This is a genomic window from Terriglobia bacterium (assembly GCA_020072785.1).
Classification (GTDB): Bacteria; Acidobacteriota; Terriglobia; order Acidiferrales; family UBA7541; genus Acidiferrum.
Window position 1 is genome coordinate 1,258,081 of the sequence record JAIQGG010000002.1, and the last position, 19,460, is coordinate 1,277,540.

General features: G+C 63.1%; 15 protein-coding genes and 1 tRNA gene. 5 read left to right on the plus strand and 11 right to left on the minus strand.

All coding sequences use genetic code 11. The features are described 5' to 3' along the window. Nucleotides 1-2: 2 nt before the first annotated feature. The gene (locus tag LAN61_08730; protein ID MBZ5540588.1) at nucleotides 3-2,840 is read left to right on the plus strand and encodes a hypothetical protein; all 2,838 of its coding nucleotides are present in this window, start codon (nucleotides 3-5) and stop codon (nucleotides 2,838-2,840) included. A gap of 176 nt (nucleotides 2,841-3,016) precedes the next feature. On the opposite strand, the gene LAN61_08735 is transcribed toward LAN61_08730, so the two are convergent. From LAN61_08735 to LAN61_08775, 9 genes are all read right to left on the minus strand, one after another. Next, nucleotides 3,017-3,091 (minus strand) — tRNA-Phe (locus LAN61_08735). Between the two features lie 126 nt (nucleotides 3,092-3,217). After that, the gene (locus tag LAN61_08740) at nucleotides 3,218-5,608 is read right to left on the minus strand and encodes a DNA translocase FtsK (protein MBZ5540589.1); all 2,391 of its coding nucleotides are present in this window, start codon (nucleotides 5,606-5,608) and stop codon (nucleotides 3,218-3,220) included. A gap of 187 nt (nucleotides 5,609-5,795) precedes the next feature. Then, complete coding sequence (locus LAN61_08745) at nucleotides 5,796-6,689, minus strand: undecaprenyl-diphosphate phosphatase (protein ID MBZ5540590.1); 894 nt, start codon at nucleotides 6,687-6,689, stop codon at nucleotides 5,796-5,798. Between the two features lie 203 nt (nucleotides 6,690-6,892). Beyond that, nucleotides 6,893-7,396 (minus strand): GNAT family N-acetyltransferase, encoded by a 504-nt coding sequence (locus tag LAN61_08750; GenBank protein ID MBZ5540591.1) that lies wholly within the window; start codon nucleotides 7,394-7,396, stop codon nucleotides 6,893-6,895. Nucleotides 7,397-7,535: 139 nt separating this feature from the next. Then, nucleotides 7,536-9,008 carry an aldehyde dehydrogenase family protein gene (locus LAN61_08755; GenBank protein MBZ5540592.1) on the minus strand — a complete coding sequence of 491 codons (1,473 nt, stop codon included), beginning with the start codon at nucleotides 9,006-9,008 and terminating at the stop codon, nucleotides 7,536-7,538. Nucleotides 9,009-9,243: 235 nt separating this feature from the next. Further along, a complete protein-coding gene (locus tag LAN61_08760) occupies nucleotides 9,244-10,914 on the minus strand; it encodes a ribonuclease J (protein ID MBZ5540593.1) in 1,671 nt (556 codons plus the stop codon). A 67-nt stretch (nucleotides 10,915-10,981) separates the two neighbouring features. Further along, a complete protein-coding gene (locus tag LAN61_08765; GenBank protein ID MBZ5540594.1) occupies nucleotides 10,982-11,251 on the minus strand; it encodes a GlsB/YeaQ/YmgE family stress response membrane protein in 270 nt (89 codons plus the stop codon). A 114-nt stretch (nucleotides 11,252-11,365) separates the two neighbouring features. Then, a complete protein-coding gene (locus LAN61_08770) occupies nucleotides 11,366-12,451 on the minus strand; it encodes an agmatine deiminase family protein (protein MBZ5540595.1) in 1,086 nt (361 codons plus the stop codon). Then, the gene (locus LAN61_08775) at nucleotides 12,448-13,329 is read right to left on the minus strand and encodes a carbon-nitrogen hydrolase (protein ID MBZ5540596.1); all 882 of its coding nucleotides are present in this window, start codon (nucleotides 13,327-13,329) and stop codon (nucleotides 12,448-12,450) included. Before LAN61_08775 ends, LAN61_08770 begins: the two co-directional genes overlap by 4 nt. Nucleotides 13,330-13,531: 202 nt before the next feature. Between LAN61_08775 and LAN61_08780 the strand changes: the two genes are divergently transcribed. After that, nucleotides 13,532-14,602: a deoxyhypusine synthase family protein gene (locus LAN61_08780; protein ID MBZ5540597.1), complete on the plus strand. Its 1,071-nt coding sequence runs from the start codon at nucleotides 13,532-13,534 to the stop codon at nucleotides 14,600-14,602. Nucleotides 14,603-14,686: 84 nt separating this feature from the next. Here the strand turns inward: LAN61_08780 and LAN61_08785 are convergent, their stop codons facing one another. Further along, nucleotides 14,687-15,244: an arginine decarboxylase, pyruvoyl-dependent gene (locus LAN61_08785; protein MBZ5540598.1), complete on the minus strand. Its 558-nt coding sequence runs from the start codon at nucleotides 15,242-15,244 to the stop codon at nucleotides 14,687-14,689. Between the two features lie 184 nt (nucleotides 15,245-15,428). Further along, nucleotides 15,429-15,965, minus strand: coding sequence for a GAF domain-containing protein (locus LAN61_08790; protein ID MBZ5540599.1), 537 nt, complete (start codon nucleotides 15,963-15,965; stop codon nucleotides 15,429-15,431). 224 nt (nucleotides 15,966-16,189) lie between these two features. Between LAN61_08790 and LAN61_08795 the strand changes: the two genes are divergently transcribed. From LAN61_08795 to sdhB, 3 genes are read left to right on the plus strand one after another with little or no spacing between them, the layout of a single operon-like run. Beyond that, nucleotides 16,190-16,840: a succinate dehydrogenase gene (locus tag LAN61_08795; GenBank protein ID MBZ5540600.1), complete on the plus strand. Its 651-nt coding sequence runs from the start codon at nucleotides 16,190-16,192 to the stop codon at nucleotides 16,838-16,840. Next, complete coding sequence (gene sdhA / locus LAN61_08800; protein ID MBZ5540601.1) at nucleotides 16,837-18,621, plus strand: succinate dehydrogenase flavoprotein subunit; 1,785 nt, start codon at nucleotides 16,837-16,839, stop codon at nucleotides 18,619-18,621. Before LAN61_08795 ends, sdhA begins: the two co-directional genes overlap by 4 nt. 57 nt (nucleotides 18,622-18,678) lie before the next feature. Beyond that, nucleotides 18,679-19,431: a succinate dehydrogenase iron-sulfur subunit gene (sdhB, locus tag LAN61_08805; GenBank protein MBZ5540602.1), complete on the plus strand. Its 753-nt coding sequence runs from the start codon at nucleotides 18,679-18,681 to the stop codon at nucleotides 19,429-19,431. The last annotated feature ends 29 nt before the right edge of the window (nucleotides 19,432-19,460 follow it).

Sequence of the window (19,460 nt, forward strand, 5' to 3'; positions counted from 1 at the left end):
ACATGAAACGCTTGCTCTTTCTCATTGTCGTGTTGATCGGACTTAGCCAGCCGCTGCGCGCGGGGGCTCCGTGCTGCAAAGTGACTGCGGTGAATGTGCGCACGGGAATGGTTACCGCTCAGGAGAACGCGACCGGCCGCACGTTTGAGTTCCGCGTCACAAATGCAGCGCTGCTGGCCAAACTTCGGCCGGGCATGCCTGTTTACGCTAATTTCAGCGCCAAGCAGGTTTCTCTGGACGGCAAGACCGCCTGCTGTGCGATCACGAAGATCAACGCAGCTCCTCCGCGGGGCGGCGTGGGCGCCGGGCCGGCTTCGCCGGCCGCACCGGCGGCTCCCACTGCAGGACCAGCGCCTGCTCCGGGCACGGCTGCGCCCCCGCCAGCATCCGCAAATCCATCGAGCGGCTCGGCGCAGGGCGCCAAGGCGGGCCAGCAGAAGCCCACGACCCAACAGTCCTCCTCGGGCAGCAACACGGACAAGCCCATTACCGACGCCTCGCAAATCACCGCATCGGAGCCTAATGACACGGCCATGGCGATCCGCGGGGCTACCGCTGCGCCGCCGGCCGGCGGGCCGGCACCTTGCTGCACAGTAATCTCCGTGGATGTGCGGGCAGGAATCGTGACCGCTCGAGAAGAATCGAGAGGGAGAACATTCGAAGTGAAGCCCGACGATCAGGGCCTGATGGCCCAGATCCACCCCGGCCAGGGCGTCTATGCGAATTTCAAGACAAACCAGGCCTCGCTCGACGGAAAGACGGCGTGCTGCAAAATCTTGGTGGAATCCTCGCCAGGGGCCGGCCGGGGGGTCATTGACGCGGCGGGAGCGGCGACAAATCCTGCGGCAGTTCAGCAAGGGATGCGGCCAAACGGGACGCCCTTGGAAGCGCTGAAGGGAGCGACAGGAGCAGCGCCCGCTGCGCCAACAGCAGGCGCCGCGCGACAGGAGGGCACCGGATTGGCGCCGCCGAACGGTGCGACAGGCGCTCAACCCTCCAAGCCTCTCGCCGGAGGAATTCATGGCACGCAAGCGCTGCAAGGATTTACCTTGCCCGTGGTCACCGCCGGGGCGCCCCAGCGCGTGGATAGCATGGGGCCGCAGAAGGGCACGCCCGGCAACCTCCTGGCGCGGAGTAGCGGGGTGAACAGCCATGTTCTGCGGGTTCGCGGGCTGGCCGGTATCCAGCAGGCTACCAGTCTGCCGGAAGGAGCGCGCGAACTTCTGCTGATGCATGCGCGAACCCTGGGAGCGGGTGAGTTGGATGATTACATCGTGAACACGCAACTCGCCGAAGAGTGGATGAAGACGCATCCCGCTCCGGCTTCGGCAAAAGCCGCGACCAGCGGCGATAAACACACCGGATGCAAGGCCATCTCCATCCATTGCGCGGAGGAGGCCGGCCAGCACGCGGTGGACGAAGCCTCCCGGCAAAGCGAAAAGTACCTGAAACAGGCTCGCGAGGAATGGAAGCACGTGACCGATGAAGCCACGCACGACTGGCATATGACGGAAGGATGCTTTGCCGACCACACCCTTACGGTGCCGAACATCCCCGTGCAGTTTTCCATTACTCCGCAAATCAGCCTGGACGCGGAGAAGAGCGGCTCGACCAGCAACAAATACGGCTCGGCTTCCGGGAACGTGAAAGGAACCGTGAGCTTCGGTATTCCCCTCGACGCCGATTTCCAGGCGCAGCTGGATCTTTTCTATATTCCCTGCCTGCCCTTCGCCGTCCGCCCGAGAAGCCTGGGTGCGAATGGGTCCCTGGTTTCAGGCAGCAGGCTCGGCGCAACCCTCACCGCAACCGGTAACTTCAAACAGCATTTCATGATTCCCCCCAGCGGCGGCCCGCATTTTCCGATCGAGGTCATCCCCATCGTGATTGCGGGCGTGCCCGTGGCGGAACTGGACGTCAGCGTCTATGTGGACGGCACGCTGGACATTGACGGAGACGGGAGGTTGGACAGCAATTTCACGCTCGAGGCCAGTCAGAAAACCAATTTCGATTTTAACTGCAGCGGCAAAGGCTGTGGCTTGCGTTCCCATACGGCCCCCCTGCCCAAGACAGCATCGGAGGCCGTCAAAGTCCAAGGGCGAGTCCACGTAAAGCCCGCGGTTTATGCGGCGCTCCAGCTTGATTTCGACGTGGATCTCCTGAGCGCCCGCGCGGGACCGCAACCCTACCTGCTGGGCGAACTCTATGGGTGCGGCGCTGCCTCGGGGACGCAAACGCAGGGCGGCCCGTCCACCGCGCAGGAGTTCTATGCATTCACCGCCGATCTGGATTGGGGCATTGAGCTGCGGTCCGAGGCTTTGGTGGCCAACAAGATTGTGGCCGAGGCGCCGAGGATTCAGCTTGTGCCGGCCAATAAGAAACACCTTTACTTCAAGGATCTCGCTGCCTCCACCGCCCTGCTTCCGCTTCTGGATGGCAACTTGCAGCCTTCGGCCGGTCGCTCCGCGTCCTACAAGACAAAGATGCCGGCCTGTTATCCTTACTCCGACCCTGTGGAGTACCAGGTCAACTGGACTGGTGGCGCTACTGCCACCAGCGCTTCCACCAGCACTGCCGCCACCAATAGCAAAGTTCGGAGTGACGCACTCACGATGCTTTCGGGGAGTAAAGCGCAACCGGCTTCGAGCAGCGCGCCCTCGGCATGCACGTTGCAAGCCGGACAGGGGGATTGCTGGAGCGATCCGCTGAAGGACGTTTCCTTGGACCTGGTCTGGCCCCAGGCCGGCCCGTACACCCTGAGCGTCGTCCCGGTGCGCGACAAGCATGGCCGGCAATTTACGGAGGAGACGGGCACGAAACTGGACATCACCGTGCAGCCGTAGCACTGAAAAGTTGCACAGGGAGACAAGGGCAGGAAGCGCTTGTTCCTGCCGGTGATCGGGTGCATAACTCTGTCTCTAGGAATGGGGCAGCCGTTGCAAGCGCAAGTCCCTTGCTGCACGGCTTGGAAAAACTCAACGACTCTTACACCATAAGGAAGAAGAATGGGGCGAAGGGATGGTGCCGGGGGCCAGAATCGAACTGGCTACGCCCGCCTTTTCAGGGCGGCGCTCTACCGGTGAGCTACCCCGGCACTGGGGTCTATAAATTGTAGGGGTGAGTGTGGGGTGTGTCAAATCGGGCCAGCACGCCAGAAAACAATACGGCCGGGCTCAGGAGCGCAACCCTCTGAACCCTGGCGATAGGATTTGCCGGCCGGCTACTGCATGGAATCGTCGAACTCTTTCATCCAGCCGCGGCTCTTGAGCACTTCCCGCGGCCGCGTGCCGTCCGGCGGGCCCACGATGCCATCCTTCTCCATCAGGTCGATCAGGCGCGCCGCGCGGCCGTAGCCGATGCGCAGCCGCCGCTGCAGCGTGGAGGTCGAGGCGCGGCCCATCTCGCAGACCACCCGCACGGCATCCTGGTACAGCGCGTCGTCCACGGCCTCGCCGCCATCGCCGTCCTCTCCCGCTTCGCCGGAGGCCTCGCCCTCTTCCTTCGGCGCTTCGAGGAGCTGTTCGTTGTATTTGGCTTCCGCCTGGGTGCGCCAGAAATCGCACACCGCCGCGATCTCTTCCTCCCGGACGTAGGGTCCGTGGATGCGGTGCAGCCGCGAGGAGCCCGCCGGCAGGTAGAGCATATCGCCGCGGCCCAGCAGCGATTCCGAGCCGTTGGCATCCAGGATCGTCCGCGAGTCCACCTTGCTGGCCACCCGGAAGGAGATGCGGGCAGGGAAGTTGGCTTTGATCAGGCCGGTGATAACGTCCACCGATGGCCGCTGCGTCGCCAGCAACAGGTGGATGCCCACGGCGCGGGCCATCTGCGCCAGGCGCGTGATGGACTCTTCCACGTTGTTGGTGTCCACCATCATCAGGTCGGCCAGCTCGTCGATCACGATCAGGATGTAGGGCAGCGGCTTGTGCTGGCTCTCCTCGTTGGTGTCGAAGAGGGAGAGCGACTGCCCCTTCTGGAACTGGCGGTTGTACTGGTCGATGTTGCGCACGCCGCGCTCGGCCAAAAGTGTCAGCCGCTTTTCCATCTCTTTCGTGGCGTTGCGCAGCACATTCGAAGCGACCTTCGGGTCGGTCACCACCGGCGCCAGCAGGTGCGGGATCTTCTCGTAGAGACTCAGTTCCAGCCGCTTGGGATCTACCAGGACCAGCTTTACCTCGTCCGGGGTGGACTTGTAGAGAATGGACATCAACAGCGAGTTGATGAACACGCTCTTGCCCGTGCCGGTCGACCCCGCGATCAGCAGATGCGGCATCTGCGCCAGGTCGCTCACGCGAATGCGCCCGTGCAGGTCGCGGCCCATGGCCAGCGTCAGCCGGCTCGGCGAATTGACGAACTCCGGCGACTCGATAACCTCGCGCAGGGCGATCGTCTGGCGGTTGACGTTGGGCACTTCGATACCGATCGTGGACTTGCCGGGAATGCGCTCGATCAGGATCGATTCCGCCTGCAGCGCCAGGCACAGGTCATCCGCGAGGCCGGTGATGCGGCTCACCTTGATGCCCGCCTCGGGCTTGAATTCGAACGTGGTGACGACGGGCCCGGGGTTGATCTGCGTCACGTGGCCCTTGATGTCGAACTCTTCGCACTTCAGTTCGATGGCCCGTGCACGTTCCTTCAGCTCGGCTTCGTCCAGCAACTCGTTGCGCTCGCCCGGCTGCAGCAGCGTGGGCGAGGGCAGCTTGTAGGTGGCACTGCCGCGGGCGATCTTGGGTTCGGCGCCGCCCTTGCGCGCCGCCGCTGGTTTGGGCTTCTCGTCATGCAGGAACAGGATCGGCGCGAGCCGCTCTTCTTTCTCCGCGGCCGCCGATTCCTCGTCGGCTTCTTCGGTCTCTTCCTCTTCGTCGGCCAAATGGATCGTTTTGTGCGCGTCCTTGAGCAGTGCGGCCACGCTCCCGCCAGGCTGCGTAACCGGCGGCCGCCCCGCGGACCGCATCGCCTCCACGCGCCGGCGCATGAATTCCTGTTGGCGCGCCTCGCGCCAGCTCCGCCACTTCGCCTGGGCCTTCTGAATCACGCCGAGCCGCTCGACGGCGCCCACGGGGCCCGTGGGGCCGTTCACCCAGGCGTGGGCTCCGGAAAAAGAAAAGCGCGTAGTCATGAACAGCGCCGTGAGGAACAGCGCCAGCGCCACCAGATGGGCGCCTACGGCGTTGAACCCGGCGCGCAGACCGTTGGCCACCAGCGTGCCCGTCAGCCCCCCTGCGGGCACCGCACCGCGCACTCCCGGCAGATGCCAGAGCGCCAGCAGCGAGGGCAGGGAAAGCAGCAGCAGGCCGTAGCCCAGCAGCTTGGCCGTCTGCGAATTCACCTCGTGGCTGCGGAACCACCGCCAGCCCAGCGTGCCCAGCGCCACCGGCAGCAGAAACGCCGCGAACCCCAATAACTGGAAGAGTAGGTCCGCGCTATAGGAGCCCGCCAACCCGATCCAATTGCGCGCCGGGCTTTCTCCCGGCGCGGACGCAGACACGTTGAATGAAGCGTCGCGCGGGGAATAGGAAATTAACGCCAGGGCCAGCAACACGCCCAGCGTTATGCACAAAAAGCCGATCAACTCATTGAGCCGCTTATTTTCCGTGGGTGTCAGAAAGCGCACTGGTCTCTCCTCAGCTTTGGGGAAGGCCGAGTCACGAGCAGCCTGCGCGGGCGCTATCGCGCGAAGCCAGTCTGGCGGAACCACCAAACCAACACGACTATACCAAACAGCAGGCGGCAGACAACAAATACTTTCAGGGTGCGTGCTTGCAAATAGTGCACAGATGCACGAACGAAATGCCCGCGCCTTACCCCGCCAATCTCGATGCCCAAACCAAAACGGCGGCGCCCACGATGATGCGGTACACCGCGAAGGGCGCAAATCCGTGCTTTCTCACCCAGGCCATGAACCAGGCGACGCTGCCGTAGGCCACGACAAACGAAACCACGAACCCGATCGCCAGGACAATCCACCCATGCGCGTCAATCTGCGCTACGCCGATGGGATTCTCCGCTTTCCCGGCGAGCGATTTCAGCAGGTCGTAGCAGGTTGCCGCAGCCATGGTAGGCATCGACAAGAAAAACGAGAATTCCAGCGCGGAGGCGCGTGACATTCCGGCCAATTGTCCGGCCCCGATGGTCGACATCGATCGCGATGTCCCTGGAAACACCGCCGACAAAATCTGGCATGCGCCGATCCAGATGCTCTGGCGCAAGCTCATGTCTTCCATGTGCCAGGTGTGAATGCGGCTTCCCGAACCGTGCGGCCCGGCCGCTTCGGACCTGGCGTTGATCGCGTCAATGATCCACATGACGATCCCGCCGAGCAGCAGGGAACTCCCCATGATGTGCAAACTTTCCAGATGCTTGCCGATCACCTTGGTCAACAAAAACGCCGGGATCGCGGTAACCACAAATGCCACGATGGTGAGGCCCAGAGGATGCGTCAAAAGCGTGCGGTCGCCACGCTCGCCCTTCGGAAAAGTAGAGAGAAACTTCGCTATGCGCTCCCGGAAATAGACCGGAAGGCAAAGAATGGCGCCCAGTTGAATCACAATCGTGTACATCTTCCAATAACCGCTCTGCAGGCTGATCTTCAGCAGAGCCTCGGTAATGCGCAGGTGTGCGGTCGAGCTGACGGGTAGGAATTCGGTCAGTCCTTCGATAATTCCCAAGAGCAGGGACAGCAGATAATCGTTCAATCTTCCTCCAGGACGCATCCCGATTGCAGGCGGGAAGGTGATTGTAGAACCTACCAGACTCCGGTGAAATCCCAAAGAAGAAGACGGATTTGGCAGCGTGGCCGTCCCGCCGGTAAATTCTTCTTGCTCCTTGGTCCAGCAAGCACCGCAGGTCGGGGGCCGGCGTTACGGGAACTCTTGCGGAAAGCTCACGCGCAGGGAATCTACGTCTCCTCCTGCGGCGGCTTCGAATGCACTTGCGCCGGGCTCGCCTTTGGTGGAGCAGGCAAGAGTTTGCGCATTTCGTAAGCGTCCAGGCGGCCGAGATAGTAGCGTTTCAAGACGGCCTCGATGCGATAACCGTGCCGCTGCCAGAAGGCCACCGCCGCTGCGTTGTTCACCGCGGTCTCCAGCAGGATGGCGCGCACGTCGCGGGCCGCCAGATTTGTTTCCATCTCTTTCACGAGCGCCGAGCCCACCCCGCGCCGCCGGTGCGATTCCTCAACGTCCAGGGTGATGATGTGCGCCAGGGGATGGTTCTCTTCCGCCAGCAGGAAGCCCGCGATTTTCTTGCCCTCTTCCGCCACCAGGCACTGTGCCCCGTCCAGCTTCAGGAAATAGCGCAGTCCGGTCTTCGTGTAAGCGATCCCCGGCGGGAAGCAGGTCTGGTCGAGGCGGTAGAGAGCCGCGAAGTCGCCGGGCTGGTAGGGCCGGATATGCCAGGGCATGCAGGATTGTATGGCAGAGCCAAGGGTCCGAAGCAAGCGCGGCGGCCGGGGCGGGCACCCCGGAAACGCAACAGGCCCGGCGCGTGAGGAGCCGGGCCTGTTCTTGCGTCAACCGGGGCCGAAGCCCGCGCGACGCAGTTTAGAGTTTTACGGTCACGGTCTTGACTTCCGTGTAGTTGGCCAGGCCGTATTCGCCGAGTTCGCGGCCCAGCCCCGACTGCTTGAACCCGCCGAAGGGAGCTCCCGCGTCGAACACGTCGAAGCAATTCACCCACACCGTTCCCGCGCGGACGCTGTCGGCAATGGCGTGAGCCTTGGTGATGTCCCTGGTCCACACGGCTGCCGCTAGCCCGTACATCGTCTTATTCGCGCGCTCGACCACTTCGTCCATGTCCTTGAACTTCAGAATGGACATGACCGGCCCGAAGATCTCTTCCCGGGCGATCTTCATGTCGTCCTTCACGTCGGCGAAGATCGTGGGCTCGATGAAGTACCCCTTGTCGCCGACGCGTTTTCCGCCGGTCCGCAGCGTGGCTTTCTCCTGCTTCCCGGCCTCGATGTAACCCATGACCTTGTTGAACTGATCGCTGTCCACCTGCGGGCCCTGTTCGGTGGTCTGGTCGAACGGATCGCCCACGGTCCGCTTCTTGGCTCGGGCCACGCTCTTCTCCACGAACTCGTCGTAGCACTTCTCCTCCACGAAGAGCCGCGATCCCGCGCAGCAGCACTGCCCCTGGTTGAAGAACAGCGCCTGGTGCGATCCTTCGATAGCTTCATCCATGTCCGCATCCGCGAAGACGATGTTCGGGCTCTTTCCTCCCAGCTCCAGCGTCACCCGCTTCAGGTTGGATTCCGCGGAAGCCTTCATGATCAGGTGCCCCACTTCGGTCGAGCCCGTGAACGCCACCTTATCCACGTCCATGTGCCGCGCGAGGGCCCCGCCCGCCGTCGGCCCGTACCCCGGCAGCAGGTTGACGACCCCCGGCGGGAATCCCGCCTCCAGAATCAGCTCGCCCACCCGCAGGGCCGTCAGCGGCGTCTGCTCCGCGGGCTTCAGTATCACCGTGCACCCGGCGGCCAGCGCCGGAGCCAGCTTCCACGCCTGCATCAGCAGCGGAAAGTTCCACGGGATAATCTGCGCGCAAACTCCCACCGGCTCGTGCTTGGTGTAACTGAAGTAATTCCCATTGACCGGGATCGTCTTGCCCTCGGTCTTATCCGCCCAGCCGGCGTAGTACCGGTAGCAGGCGATGGTCAGCGGCAGATCGGCGACCGAAGCGATGAAGTACGGCTTTCCATTGTCCAGGGCTTCCAGACGGGCCAGTTCGTCGGCGTGCTTTTCGAGGAGGTCCGCAAGCCGGTAGATCAGCAGGCCGCGCTGTGAGGCGCTCATCTTCCGCCACGCCCCTTTTTCAAACGCGGCCCGCGCCGCGCGCACCGCCTTGTCCACGTCCGCCGCGTCCGCTTCCGCCACCCGGCAGATCTCTTCGCCGGTCGCCGGGTTGATCGTAGGAAAGGTCTTCCCGGAGACGCTGTCGGTCCATTCGTTATTGATTAATAGCTTTCTGGCCCGGACTTCGACGCCGGGTTTCAACGTAGCTGCTGTCGCCATAAATGCCTCCTTCGTGGGGTTCGCGCCCGGGTGCTGGGGGAACAGGCCGACGGGCGCGGCATGCTGTGGGAAACGGGGCCATACTATACCCCGCAGGGGGGACAGGCAAGACTCTTGTGTCCGCAAGCAGTCCGCCGTCCGGCTGGCATTTCCAACTTAGTTGGCTGGATGCAAAGTACCGAATTTTCATGCCGGCCGGCCCGCGAACGCGCCGGGCCTCGCTGTGGAAGGGGGCCTAAATCTCCAGAATCACCGGCAGAATCAGCGGCCGCTTGGAGGTCTGCTTGCTGATGTATTTCTTCAGATCCACGCGGATCTTTTCCTTGATGACGCCCCAATCGCTTTTTTCCTCGGCGTTGGACTGTTCCACCGTGCGCAGGATCACTTCGCGCGCTCCGGAGACTATCTCCTGCCCGTTGTCGCTCGGCAGGAAGCCGCGGGTCACGATTTCCGGCTGCGATTCCAGCTTGCCGGTGTGCTTGTCGATGGCGATGATCGGTACGACGACACCGTCCTCGGAAAGGTGCTTGCGGTCGCGGATCACCACCTCTTCGATCTCTTCGAGCGACCCGGAATCCACGCAAACCCGCCCGGCCGTTACCGGCTCGATGCGCCGCGCCCCGTCCGCGGTGAACTCGATGGGCTGCCCGTCTTCAATCAGCAGAATCTCTCCGGAGACCACGCCCAGCTGGTGCGCCAGTGCCGCGTGCCGGAAGAGCTGCCGGTACTCGCCGTGGATGGGAATGAAGTAGCGCGGCCGCACGAGCTGCAGGACGAGCTTCTGCTCTTCCTGGCTGCCATGGCCGGAGACGTGGATCGTGCCTCCGCTGTTGTCGTAATAGACCAGCGCGCGCCGCCGGAACATGTGGTCCAGCATGCGGAAGATGGCCTTGTCGTTGCCGGGAATGATGCGCGCCGAAAGGATGACCGTGTCGTTCTCATCCACGGTCACGAAGCGGTGATTGTCCACCGCAATGCGCGAGAGCGAAGACATCGGTTCGGCCTGGCTCCCGCTCGCGAGCACCAGCAGCCGCTTCTGGTCGAATGCGCGGATGTCCTGCGGACGCACCACGATCCCGTCGGGGATGCGCAGGCAGTCCATAGAGTGTGCGATTTCCACGTTGTCCACCATGCTGCGGCCGACGAACGCGATCTTGCGCCCCACCCGCTGCGCGATCTCGATCACCTGCTGGATGCGGTGAATCGACGAGGCGAAGCAGGAAAGCACCACCTTGCGCGGCGCCATCCGGCACAGCTCTTCCAGCCGCGGCACTACCACCCGCTCCGACGGCGTGAACCCCGGGCGCTCCACATTGGTGCTGTCGCTGAACAGCGCCAGCACGCCTTCGTTTCCGTAGCGGGCAAACGCGTGCAGGTCGAACGGCGCTCCGTCCACCGGCGTCTGGTCGATCTTGAAATCTCCGGTGTGGATGATCACCCCGACCGGCGTGCGCACCGCCAGCGCCACGCAGTCGATCGTGCTGTGCGTCACGGCGATGAACTCGATTTCGAAGGGTCCGATCTCCACCTTGCGCCCGGGCAGCACTTCGCGCATCTTGGTGGATTGCAGCAGCCCCGCTTCTTCCAGCCGCTTTTTGGCCAGCGCCAGCGTGAACCGCGTGCCATACACCGGCACGTTCAGGTCGCGGAGGATGTAGGACAGCCCGCCGATGTGGTCTTCGTGCCCGTGCGTCAGCAGGATGGCGCGGACGTGCGCGCGGTTCTGCTTCAGGTAGGTGATGTCCGGTATGACCAGGTCTACGCCCAGCAGTTCGGACTCCGGAAACATCATTCCGGAATCGATTACGATGATGTCGTCTCCGTAGCGGAGCGCCATCATGTTCATGCCGAATTCGCCTAGGCCGCCGAGGGGGATAGCAGTGAGGGAGGCTTTACTATTGCTCAAGGGAAAGTCATCTCCATGGTATGACAGTTCATCGTATCACAGAGAGGGACACGTGAGGGGTCGGCGCCTAGGTGCTGGATCCCGAGAACAAGCGCGCGATGGCCACCAGCAGCACCGCGCCCACCGTCGCCGAGGCCAGCGAATAGATGAATCCGCCGCCGAAGATGCCCAGCTTCCAGAAGATCCAGCCGCCCAGCACCGCGCCGATCAGCCCCAGCGCCACGTTGGTGAGGCACCCGTAGCCGCGCCCGTGCGAAAGTTTGCCGGCCAGCCACCCCGCCAGCAACCCGATCAGCAGCCAGCCGAGAAGTCCGTGGTGAAATTCCACGAGAAACATGCGTTCTTCAAGCAGCAGTGCGGAAAACATCGGACCTCCTGAGCGGCAAAAGCAGTGCAGGCCTCAGCCTGCGCTCTTCGCCGATTGTAGCGTGCTCCCGTGCCGTAGATGCATCTATCCCGCCGCCGGCTGCTGCTGCGTCATGCAGTGCAGCGTGCCCAGCCCCAATACCAGGTCGCGGCAGGGAATTCCCACTACTTCGCGCCCGGGAAAGAGCGCCGTCAGCGTGTTCAGTGCCACGCGGTCGTTGGCGTCACTGAACGTCGGCACGATCACCAGCTTGTTTGCGATGTAGAAATTCGCATAGCTCGCCGGCAGCCGCTGCCCGTTGAAGAACACCGGCGCGGGCATGGGCAGCGTCTCCACGCGCAGCGCACGCCCGTCCTGATCCTTCATGGTCTTGAGCAGAGCCAGATTCTCCTGCAGTGCCGCATAGTTGACGTCCGAGGGGTCCTCTTCCACGACGGTGACTACCATCGTGGGATTGACGAAGCGCGTCAGGTCGTCCACGTGGCCGTGCGTGTCGTCCCCGGCGATGCCGTTCTTCAGCCACAGCACGTTCGTCGCGCCCAGGTACTCGCGCAGGATCTCCTCCAGTTCCCCGCGCGTCACTCCGGGATTCCTCGCCTGCACCGGGCTCAGCAGGCACTCTTCCGTCGTCAGCAGCGTGCCGCGCCCGTTCACGTCGATGCTCCCGCCCTCCAGCACCACGCGGCGGCCCTGGTGCACCGGCTGCCAGACGCGGTGCTTCAGCCGCACGTTGACGCGCGCCGCGGACACGGCATCCTTCTTGTAATTGTCGTACTTGGCCCAGGCGTTGAAGGCCCAGTGCGTGCCGGCCACCTGTCCCGCGGCGTTTTTCACGCAGATGGGTCCGGAATCGCGCATCCAGCCGCGGTCGGTCGGAACGCGGAAGAAATCCACGGCGTCGAGATTGGCCCCGGACTTCTTCAGGATCGAACGCACCCGCGCTTCCGCCGCGCGGTTCTCCACCAGCAGATAGACGCGCTCGACTCGCGAAAGATGCCGCACGATATCGGCATACACCCACGGCACCGGCGCAAATTTTCCCGGCCAGTCGCTCAGCTCATGCGGCCAGGCCAGCCAGGTGGCCTCGTGCCGCTCCCATTCCGCAGGCATGCGGAAGCCCAGGAAAAACGGAGTTCCGGGCGCAGGGCCCGGCGCGCTCCGGGCGCTCATTCGCCCAGCCACCGCTGCAGGATCGGCTGGTAGGCGTCGATGCGCCGGTCGCGCAGAAACGGCCAGTGGCGCCGGGTCTCCTCACAGCGCTGCGGATCGCATTCCACCACGAGAATCTCTTCCTTGTCGCTGGAAGCCTGCGCCAGCACCTGTCCGAAGGGATCGGCCACGAACGAATTACCCCAGAACTCCAGCCCGCTTTCCGGCGTGCCCTCGTAGCCCGTGCGGTTCACCGCGGCGACGTACACCCCGTTGGCGATGGCGTGCGCGCGCTGGATGGTGCGCCAGGCGTCCACTTGCGCCGCGCCGTGCTGCGCCTTCTCCGCCGGGTGCCAGCCGATGGCGGTGGGATAGAAGAGGACACTTGCGCCGGCGAGGCTCGCCAGGCGCGCCGCTTCCGGATACCACTGGTCCCAGCAGATCAGCACGCCGAGGCGCCCGCGCGCCGTGTCGAAATTCACGAAGCCCAGGTCGCCCGGCGTAAAATAAAACTTCTCGTGGTACAGCGGATCGTCCGGGATGTGCATCTTGCGGTATTTGCCAAGCAGCGTCCCGTCGCTGTTCATCACCACCGCGGTGTTGTGGTAGACGCCGGCGGCGCGCCGCTCGAACAGCGACCCGATCACCACTACGCCCAGCTCCTTCGCGATTTTTCCCAGGGCGGCGCTCGAAGGGCCGGGAATCGGCTCCGCCAGCGCAAACATCTCCGCGTTCTCCTCCTGGCAGAAATACTGCGAGCGGAACAGCTCCTGTAGACACACGATCTGCGCGCCCTTCTGCGCGGCTTCCCGGATCTTACCGAGGGCCTTCACGAGATTGGCGGCCGGGTCGTGGCCGCAGGTCATTTGGATCAGCCCGATATTGAATTTTTCCGGCATGCGGGGAATCATACAACATCTTTTCCGCGGGAAAAGCTTTCTTCGGAAAGTTCGCCGAAATTGGCTGGGAATGACTTTCCCTCTTCCTTTGCGGGCGCGTTTGTACTATCAATCGTTACACGCTCTTGGTGTTCTGCGGATTTCCGCCTGTCCGGCAGGGAATCCGCAAGCGGCAATCACCCTGGATACCTGAGGAGACGGAATGGCGAAATCCAAAAAGACAGTGACGGGGCGGGTCCTGCATGACCCGGTGAAAGACAAGCTGCGGCCCATCTTTCCGCTCGACCTGTCCAAGTGCCGCACCATCGACGCGCTGGTCCGCGCCATGGGTGACACGGCCTTTACCGGGCGCCAGGTCGGCGACGCCGCCGACGTTCTCGAGGCCATGGCTCGCGACAAGGACTGTTTCGTCGTCCTGACCCTTTCCGGCGCGCTCACCGTCGGCAAGATGGGCCTGATCTTCTGCGACCTGATCGAATCCGGGGTCGTCAACGCCATCGTCTCCACCGGCGCGCTCATGGCCCATGGCCTCGTCGAGGCCACCGGCCACTCGCACTTCCGCTACAACAAGAACATGGACGACAAGGCGCTCTTCCACGCCGGCTACAACCGCGTCTATGACTCCCTCGAGCCGGAAGTCAACCTCGACCACGTGGAAGAGGTCATGGACCACATCCTCGACCGCTGGGATGCGAATGAGGTGGTGAGCAGTCATAAGCTCCACCGTAAGATCGGCGAGTTCCTCGTGATGCATTCCAAGGGCCGCGGCATCCTCAAGTCCGCCTGCCAGCACAACGTCCCGGTCTTCGTTCCGGCATTCACCGATTCCGAGCTGGGCATCGATTTCGCCCTGCACAAGTTTGTCCGGCAGAAGCAGAAGCGGCCGCTGCTGCGTTTCGATCCCTTCGCGGATTTTGAGATGTTTGCCGACACCATGCTGGCCACCAAGCGCATGGGCATTTTCACCATCGGCGGCGGCGTCCCGCGCAATTGGACGCAACAGTTCGGCGTTTACGCGGAGCTGCTCGCCCGCCGCGGCTACAAGAAGATGCCGCTCAAGCGCTACAACTACGGTCTGCGCATCTGCCCCGAGCCGGACTTCTGGGGCGGTCTCAGTGGCAGCACCTACACGGAAGCCGTCTCCTGGGGCAAGTTTGTCCCGCCGGAAGAGGGAGGCCGCTTCGCCGAGGTCTTTGACGACGCTACAGTGGCCCTCCCGCTGGTCGTCGGCGCGGTCTTGGAGCGCATCGGCTACTTCAAAAAGAAGAAGTGACCCGTTCGCGGGAGCAGGGAAGCCGCAGCAAACAAAAAGGCCGCCCTCGCAGGAGGGCGGCCTCGACTTTTTACGGGCCTGCGCTCAGTCGTCTTCGCCGATGAGGATGGCCGCGCCGAGCACGGTGGTCCACAGCCCGCGCTTGTCGCCCACCGCCGACTGCGTGACGTTCAGCGTGCGCACGATCTTGTTGGAAATCCGGTAGACCTCTTTTTTCTCGTCCCACGACAGATCCGGATCGAACTCCACGTTCAGCGTGGTCGCCAGCATTTCCGCCGCGAGCTCCTCGGCGTACTCCCCGGCGACTTCTTCGGTCTCCCCGAAGGAATGGTGCTCGGAAAGATAGCCGTACATGGACTTGTCGGCGGGCAGCGCCAGGCCGATGCTGGCGGCGATCAGCCGGTGCGGCTCCTTGGTCGAATTCTCGCTGATGACCGTGAAGGCGACCTGGCCCGGCTTGATGTGCTTCAGCCCCTCGCTGCGCGAGATCAGCTTGCAGTTGGGAGGAAAGATGGAGGAGACGCGCACGATGTTGCATGCCGCAATCCCCGCGTTGCGAAGTGCGAGCTCGAAGCTCGAAAGTCTTTCGCGATGTTTGCCAACGCCTTTGGTGAGGAAGATCTTTTTTGCGACGAACGCCATGGATAATTCCGGGTTGCGGTTCCTCCCTGCGTGAAGTGCACAAAATATTTACGGCCGTGAAAAAATAACAAGAAGGACCGGGAGTGTCAATGCAATTCGCGGCTTGGAGGCGGGAAGAGTGCGCCGGGCCGCGCTGGATCTGGGCCCTGCGCCGTCCACGAAACGCGGAACGCCCCGCAGAATTCTACGCCGCGGCGAAATGTGGCAGCAGTTTGCCGAGCGGGCGGCACAACGCGAGCGCTCTGCCCAGTTCTTCCGGCGTGAAGTCCGGTCCGGCCGCCCGCAGACTCGTTCCCTTGCGGCTGATCTGCAGTACGCCGATGACTTTGCCTTCGGCCAGAATCGGGGCGCTGATGATTTTCTGGATGGCGTATGCCGTATCGCGGCCTTCCAGCAGCACGCCTTCGAAAACGCTGGCGTGCCGCGTGTTCGGGAAATTATTCACGATCTCCGGGCGGTTTTCGCGCGCCGTGCGCGCCGCAAGCGAACTGGTGCTGCTTACCGGAATGGACCCCACATTCCGCAGCTTTTCCGGACTCAGAAACTGCAGTTGCCGCGACCGTCCCGAAATCGACAGGATGGCTACTTCATCCGGCCGTACGCCCATGGCGTTGGCCACGCGCTCCGCGACCGTAGCCAGGGAAATGGGGCACTCGGCCCCCGCCTCCCCTCCTAAGGCCTCTGCGAGGCGTTCCAGCTCGGTGACCAGTGTCGCGCTCATCGGTTCCGCTCGCCTGCACCAGCGGTTTGCCCGGGGATACAGATCCTCGAAGGCTGGCGCATCCCAAATAGTTTACTCGGCCGGAGATTTTCCTCGGCGTGGATTTTCCCGGGCATGTGCAAGGAATGATAACGCCGGCGGCTTGCAAGAAATCGCACAAGTGCCTATACTGTCGGCGCCGTGAAAGTTTGCGCTGTTTCGGTGCGCTGCGCGGCGGAGAGGGCATGTCCGCAAAGGTATCCCGGCCTGACCGCAGTTATCTCCTGCGAAAACTTCATTCTTTGTCCGGCATCGTGCCTGTCGGCGCATTCCTCGCCGAGCATTTCTGGTCCAACAGCACGGTCCTCGTCAGCATTACTAAATACAACGAAACCTCGCGCGAGCTGCAGACCATTCCCTTCCGTATTTTTGCCGAAGCCCTGCTGATCTGGCTGCCCCTCCTGTACCACGGCTGCTACGGCATCCACATTTGGCTGCGCGGCAAGTCCAACGTTTCCGATTATCCCTGGGTGGGCAACTGGCTCTACACCCTGCAACGCGTGACCGGACTCATCGCCTTCGTCTATATCGGCTGGCACGTCTACGCCGAACGCTTTCTGACGCAGGGGAAATCCACCTATGTGGACATGGAGCGTACACTGCACAACCCGTATGCGCTGGCCTTCATGGCCGTGGGGATCGTGGCCTCGTCCTTTCACTTCGGCATCGGCATCTGGAACTTTCTCTGCAAATGGGGGCTGGCAGCGACCGTGCAGGCTCAGCGCGCCGCAGGGCGGTTGGGCGTGCTGGTCGGCCTTACGTTCAGCCTCGTGGGTATTCTGATTCTGGTGAGCTTCCGCCTCAACTGGCACCCCTTCGAGTTCTATATAAAATGAGACAGCCAAAGATCATCATCGTGGGCGGTGGACTGGCAGGCCTGATGGCTACGATTCGTGTGGCCGAAGCCGGCGTCCCCGTGGACCTGTTTTCGATCGTTCCCGTCAAGCGCTCGCACTCCGTCTGCGCGCAGGGCGGCATCAACGCCGCCAAGAACACCAAGGGCGAAGGCGACTCTACCTGGAAGCACTTCGACGACTCCATCTACGGCGGCGACTTCCTCGCCAACCAGACGCTCGTCAAGCGCATGTGCGAGGCCGCGCCGGGCATCATCGACCTGCTCGACCGCATGGGCGTCATGTTTAACCGCACGCCCGAGGGCCTGCTCGACTATCGCCGCTTCGGCGGCACCCTCTATAACCGCACCGCTTTTGCCGGCGCCACCACGGGCCAGCAGCTGCTCTACGCTCTCGACGAGCAGGTGCGCCGCCACGAAGCCGAAGGCAAGGTCCGCAAGTACGAGGGCTGGACCTTTCTCTCCGCGGTCCTCGATGACGCCGGCGTCTGTCGCGGCATCTGCGGCATGGACCTCAAGTCCATGGAAGTGAAAGTTTTCCCCGCCGATGCGGTGATCTTCTGCACCGGCGGCGTCGGCGCGATTTTCGGCCGTTCTACCAACTCCGTGGTCTGTACCGGCTCCGCTCAGGCCGCGCTCTTCCAGCAGGGCGTGGACTACGCCAACGGCGAATTCATCCAGGTGCACCCCACGGCCATCCCCGGCGAGGATAAGCTGCGCCTGATGAGCGAATCGGCGCGCGGCGAGGGCGGCCGCGTCTGGGTGCCCCGCAACCCCGGAGAGACCCGCCCGGCCAAGAGCATTCCCGATGCCGAGCGCTTTTACTTTCTCGAGGAGTGGTATCCCAAGTACGGCAACCTCGTGCCGCGCGATATCGCCACCCGCGCCATTCACCGCGTCGTCTTCCAGGAAAAGCTCGGCCTCGCCGGACAGCAGGCCGTCTATCTGGACCTCACGCACATCCCGCGCGAGACCCTCGACCGCAAGCTCGAGGGCATTCTCGAAATCTACGAGAAGTTCCTCGGCGTGGATCCTCGCGAGGAGCCCATGAAAGTCTTCCCGGCCGTGCACTACACCATGGGCGGCATCTGGGTGAACAACGAAGATCAGGCCACCAACGTTGCCGGCGTCTTCGCCGCCGGCGAATGCGAGTATCAGTATCACGGGGCCAACCGTTTGGGCGCGAATTCCCTCGTTTCCTGCATCTTCGGCGGAGGCATCGCCGGGCCCGCTGCCGCCAAATATGCCCAGAGCCTGGAAAAGGGCGCCGAGAGCGCCGATCCCGCCATCTTCGAGCGCGAAAGAAAGCGCCAGGCGGCCATGAACGACGCGCTCATCAAGCAGGACGGCTCGGAAAACCCCATCACCATCTGGAAAGAGATGGGCGACGTCATGTCCGAACACGTCACCGTCACGCGTTACAACAAGAACCTGGAACTCGCCGACGGCAAGCTGCAGGCGCTCCTGGCCCGTTTCAAGAAGGTTAACCTGTCCGACCGCACGCAGTGGTCGAATCAGACGCTCAATTTCACGCGCGAGCTCGGCAATATGCTCGTTCTGGCGCGCGTCATCACCCTGGGGGCGCTGGCCCGCAATGAATCGCGCGGCGCGCATTACAAGCCGGACTTCCCGGACCGCGACGACGCCAATTTCCTCAAGACCACTCGCGCGAAATGGGTCCACGGTGAAATCAAGCTGACCTACGAAGCGGTGGATACGTCGCACCTCCCGCCGCGGCCGCGGCGGTACGACGTGGCACAGTAGCGCTTGGCCGCTTCGCGGCCGCACTTCACGGGCATGATTTGCGCCAGAGAGGGCGCCATGGCAGACAAAAAGAAAGTCATCGTTCGCATCAAGCGTCAGGCCGGGCCTAAGCAAGAGACGCGCTGGGAGGAGTTCGCTCTGGACTGGCGCCCCTCCATGAATGTCATCATCGCCCTGCGCGATATCGCCGAAAATCCGGTCACCCGCGACGGCAAGAAAACCACCCCGGTCAGCTACGACTCCAACTGCCTCGAGGAAATCTGCGGCTCCTGCGCCATGCTCATCAACGGCAAAGCCCGCATGGCCTGCTCCGCGCTCATCGACAGTCTCGAGCAGCCCATCCGCATTGAGCCGCTCACCAAGTTTCCCGTCGTCCGCGACCTCGCCGTGGACCGCCAGTTCATGTTCGAAAGCCTCAAGCGGGTCCATGCCTGGGTTCCCATCGACGGCACCTACGACCTCGGCGCGGGCCCCCGGATGTCCTCCGAGACTCAGGAGAAGGGCTATCCACTCTCGCACTGCATCACCTGCGGGAACTGCCTGGAAGTCTGCCCCCAGGTCAATGCCAAGAACCCTTTCATTGGTGCCGCCATCATCAGCCAGGTGCGCCTCTTCAACATGCATCCCACGGGCGCCATGCACGCCCGCGAACGCCTGGAAGCCCTGATGGACCCGGGCGGCATCGCCGACTGCGCCAACGCGCAGAACTGCGTGAAGACCTGCCCAAAGGGCATCCCCCTCACCGAATCCATCGCCGAGGTGAACCGCCAGGTCTGGAAGCAGGCGCTTTTTGGCTGGCTGATGGGTTAGCGCAGGCCGCGCGCCAGAATCTTCCGCCC

Excerpts from the sequence above, each read along its gene's own strand:
- LAN61_08795 (MBZ5540600.1), top strand. The coding sequence starts at position 16,190 with ATGTCCGCAAAGGTATCCCGGCCTGACCGCAGTTATCTCCTGCGAAAA.
- sdhA (MBZ5540601.1), top strand. The coding sequence starts at position 16,837 with ATGAGACAGCCAAAGATCATCATCGTGGGCGGTGGACTGGCAGGCCTG.
- LAN61_08765 (MBZ5540594.1), bottom strand. The coding sequence starts at position 11,251 with ATGTTTCTCGTGGAATTTCACCACGGACTTCTCGGCTGGCTGCTGATC.
- LAN61_08775 (MBZ5540596.1), bottom strand. The coding sequence starts at position 13,329 with ATGCCGGAAAAATTCAATATCGGGCTGATCCAAATGACCTGCGGCCAC.
- LAN61_08785 (MBZ5540598.1), bottom strand. The coding sequence starts at position 15,244 with ATGGCGTTCGTCGCAAAAAAGATCTTCCTCACCAAAGGCGTTGGCAAA.
- LAN61_08730 (MBZ5540588.1), top strand. The coding sequence starts at position 3 with ATGAAACGCTTGCTCTTTCTCATTGTCGTGTTGATCGGACTTAGCCAG.
- LAN61_08790 (MBZ5540599.1), bottom strand. The coding sequence starts at position 15,965 with ATGAGCGCGACACTGGTCACCGAGCTGGAACGCCTCGCAGAGGCCTTA.
- LAN61_08780 (MBZ5540597.1), top strand. The coding sequence starts at position 13,532 with ATGGCGAAATCCAAAAAGACAGTGACGGGGCGGGTCCTGCATGACCCG.
- LAN61_08750 (MBZ5540591.1), bottom strand. The coding sequence starts at position 7,396 with ATGCCCTGGCATATCCGGCCCTACCAGCCCGGCGACTTCGCGGCTCTC.
- LAN61_08755 (MBZ5540592.1), bottom strand. The coding sequence starts at position 9,008 with ATGGCGACAGCAGCTACGTTGAAACCCGGCGTCGAAGTCCGGGCCAGA.
- LAN61_08770 (MBZ5540595.1), bottom strand. The coding sequence starts at position 12,451 with ATGAGCGCCCGGAGCGCGCCGGGCCCTGCGCCCGGAACTCCGTTTTTC.
- sdhB (MBZ5540602.1), top strand. The coding sequence starts at position 18,679 with ATGGCAGACAAAAAGAAAGTCATCGTTCGCATCAAGCGTCAGGCCGGG.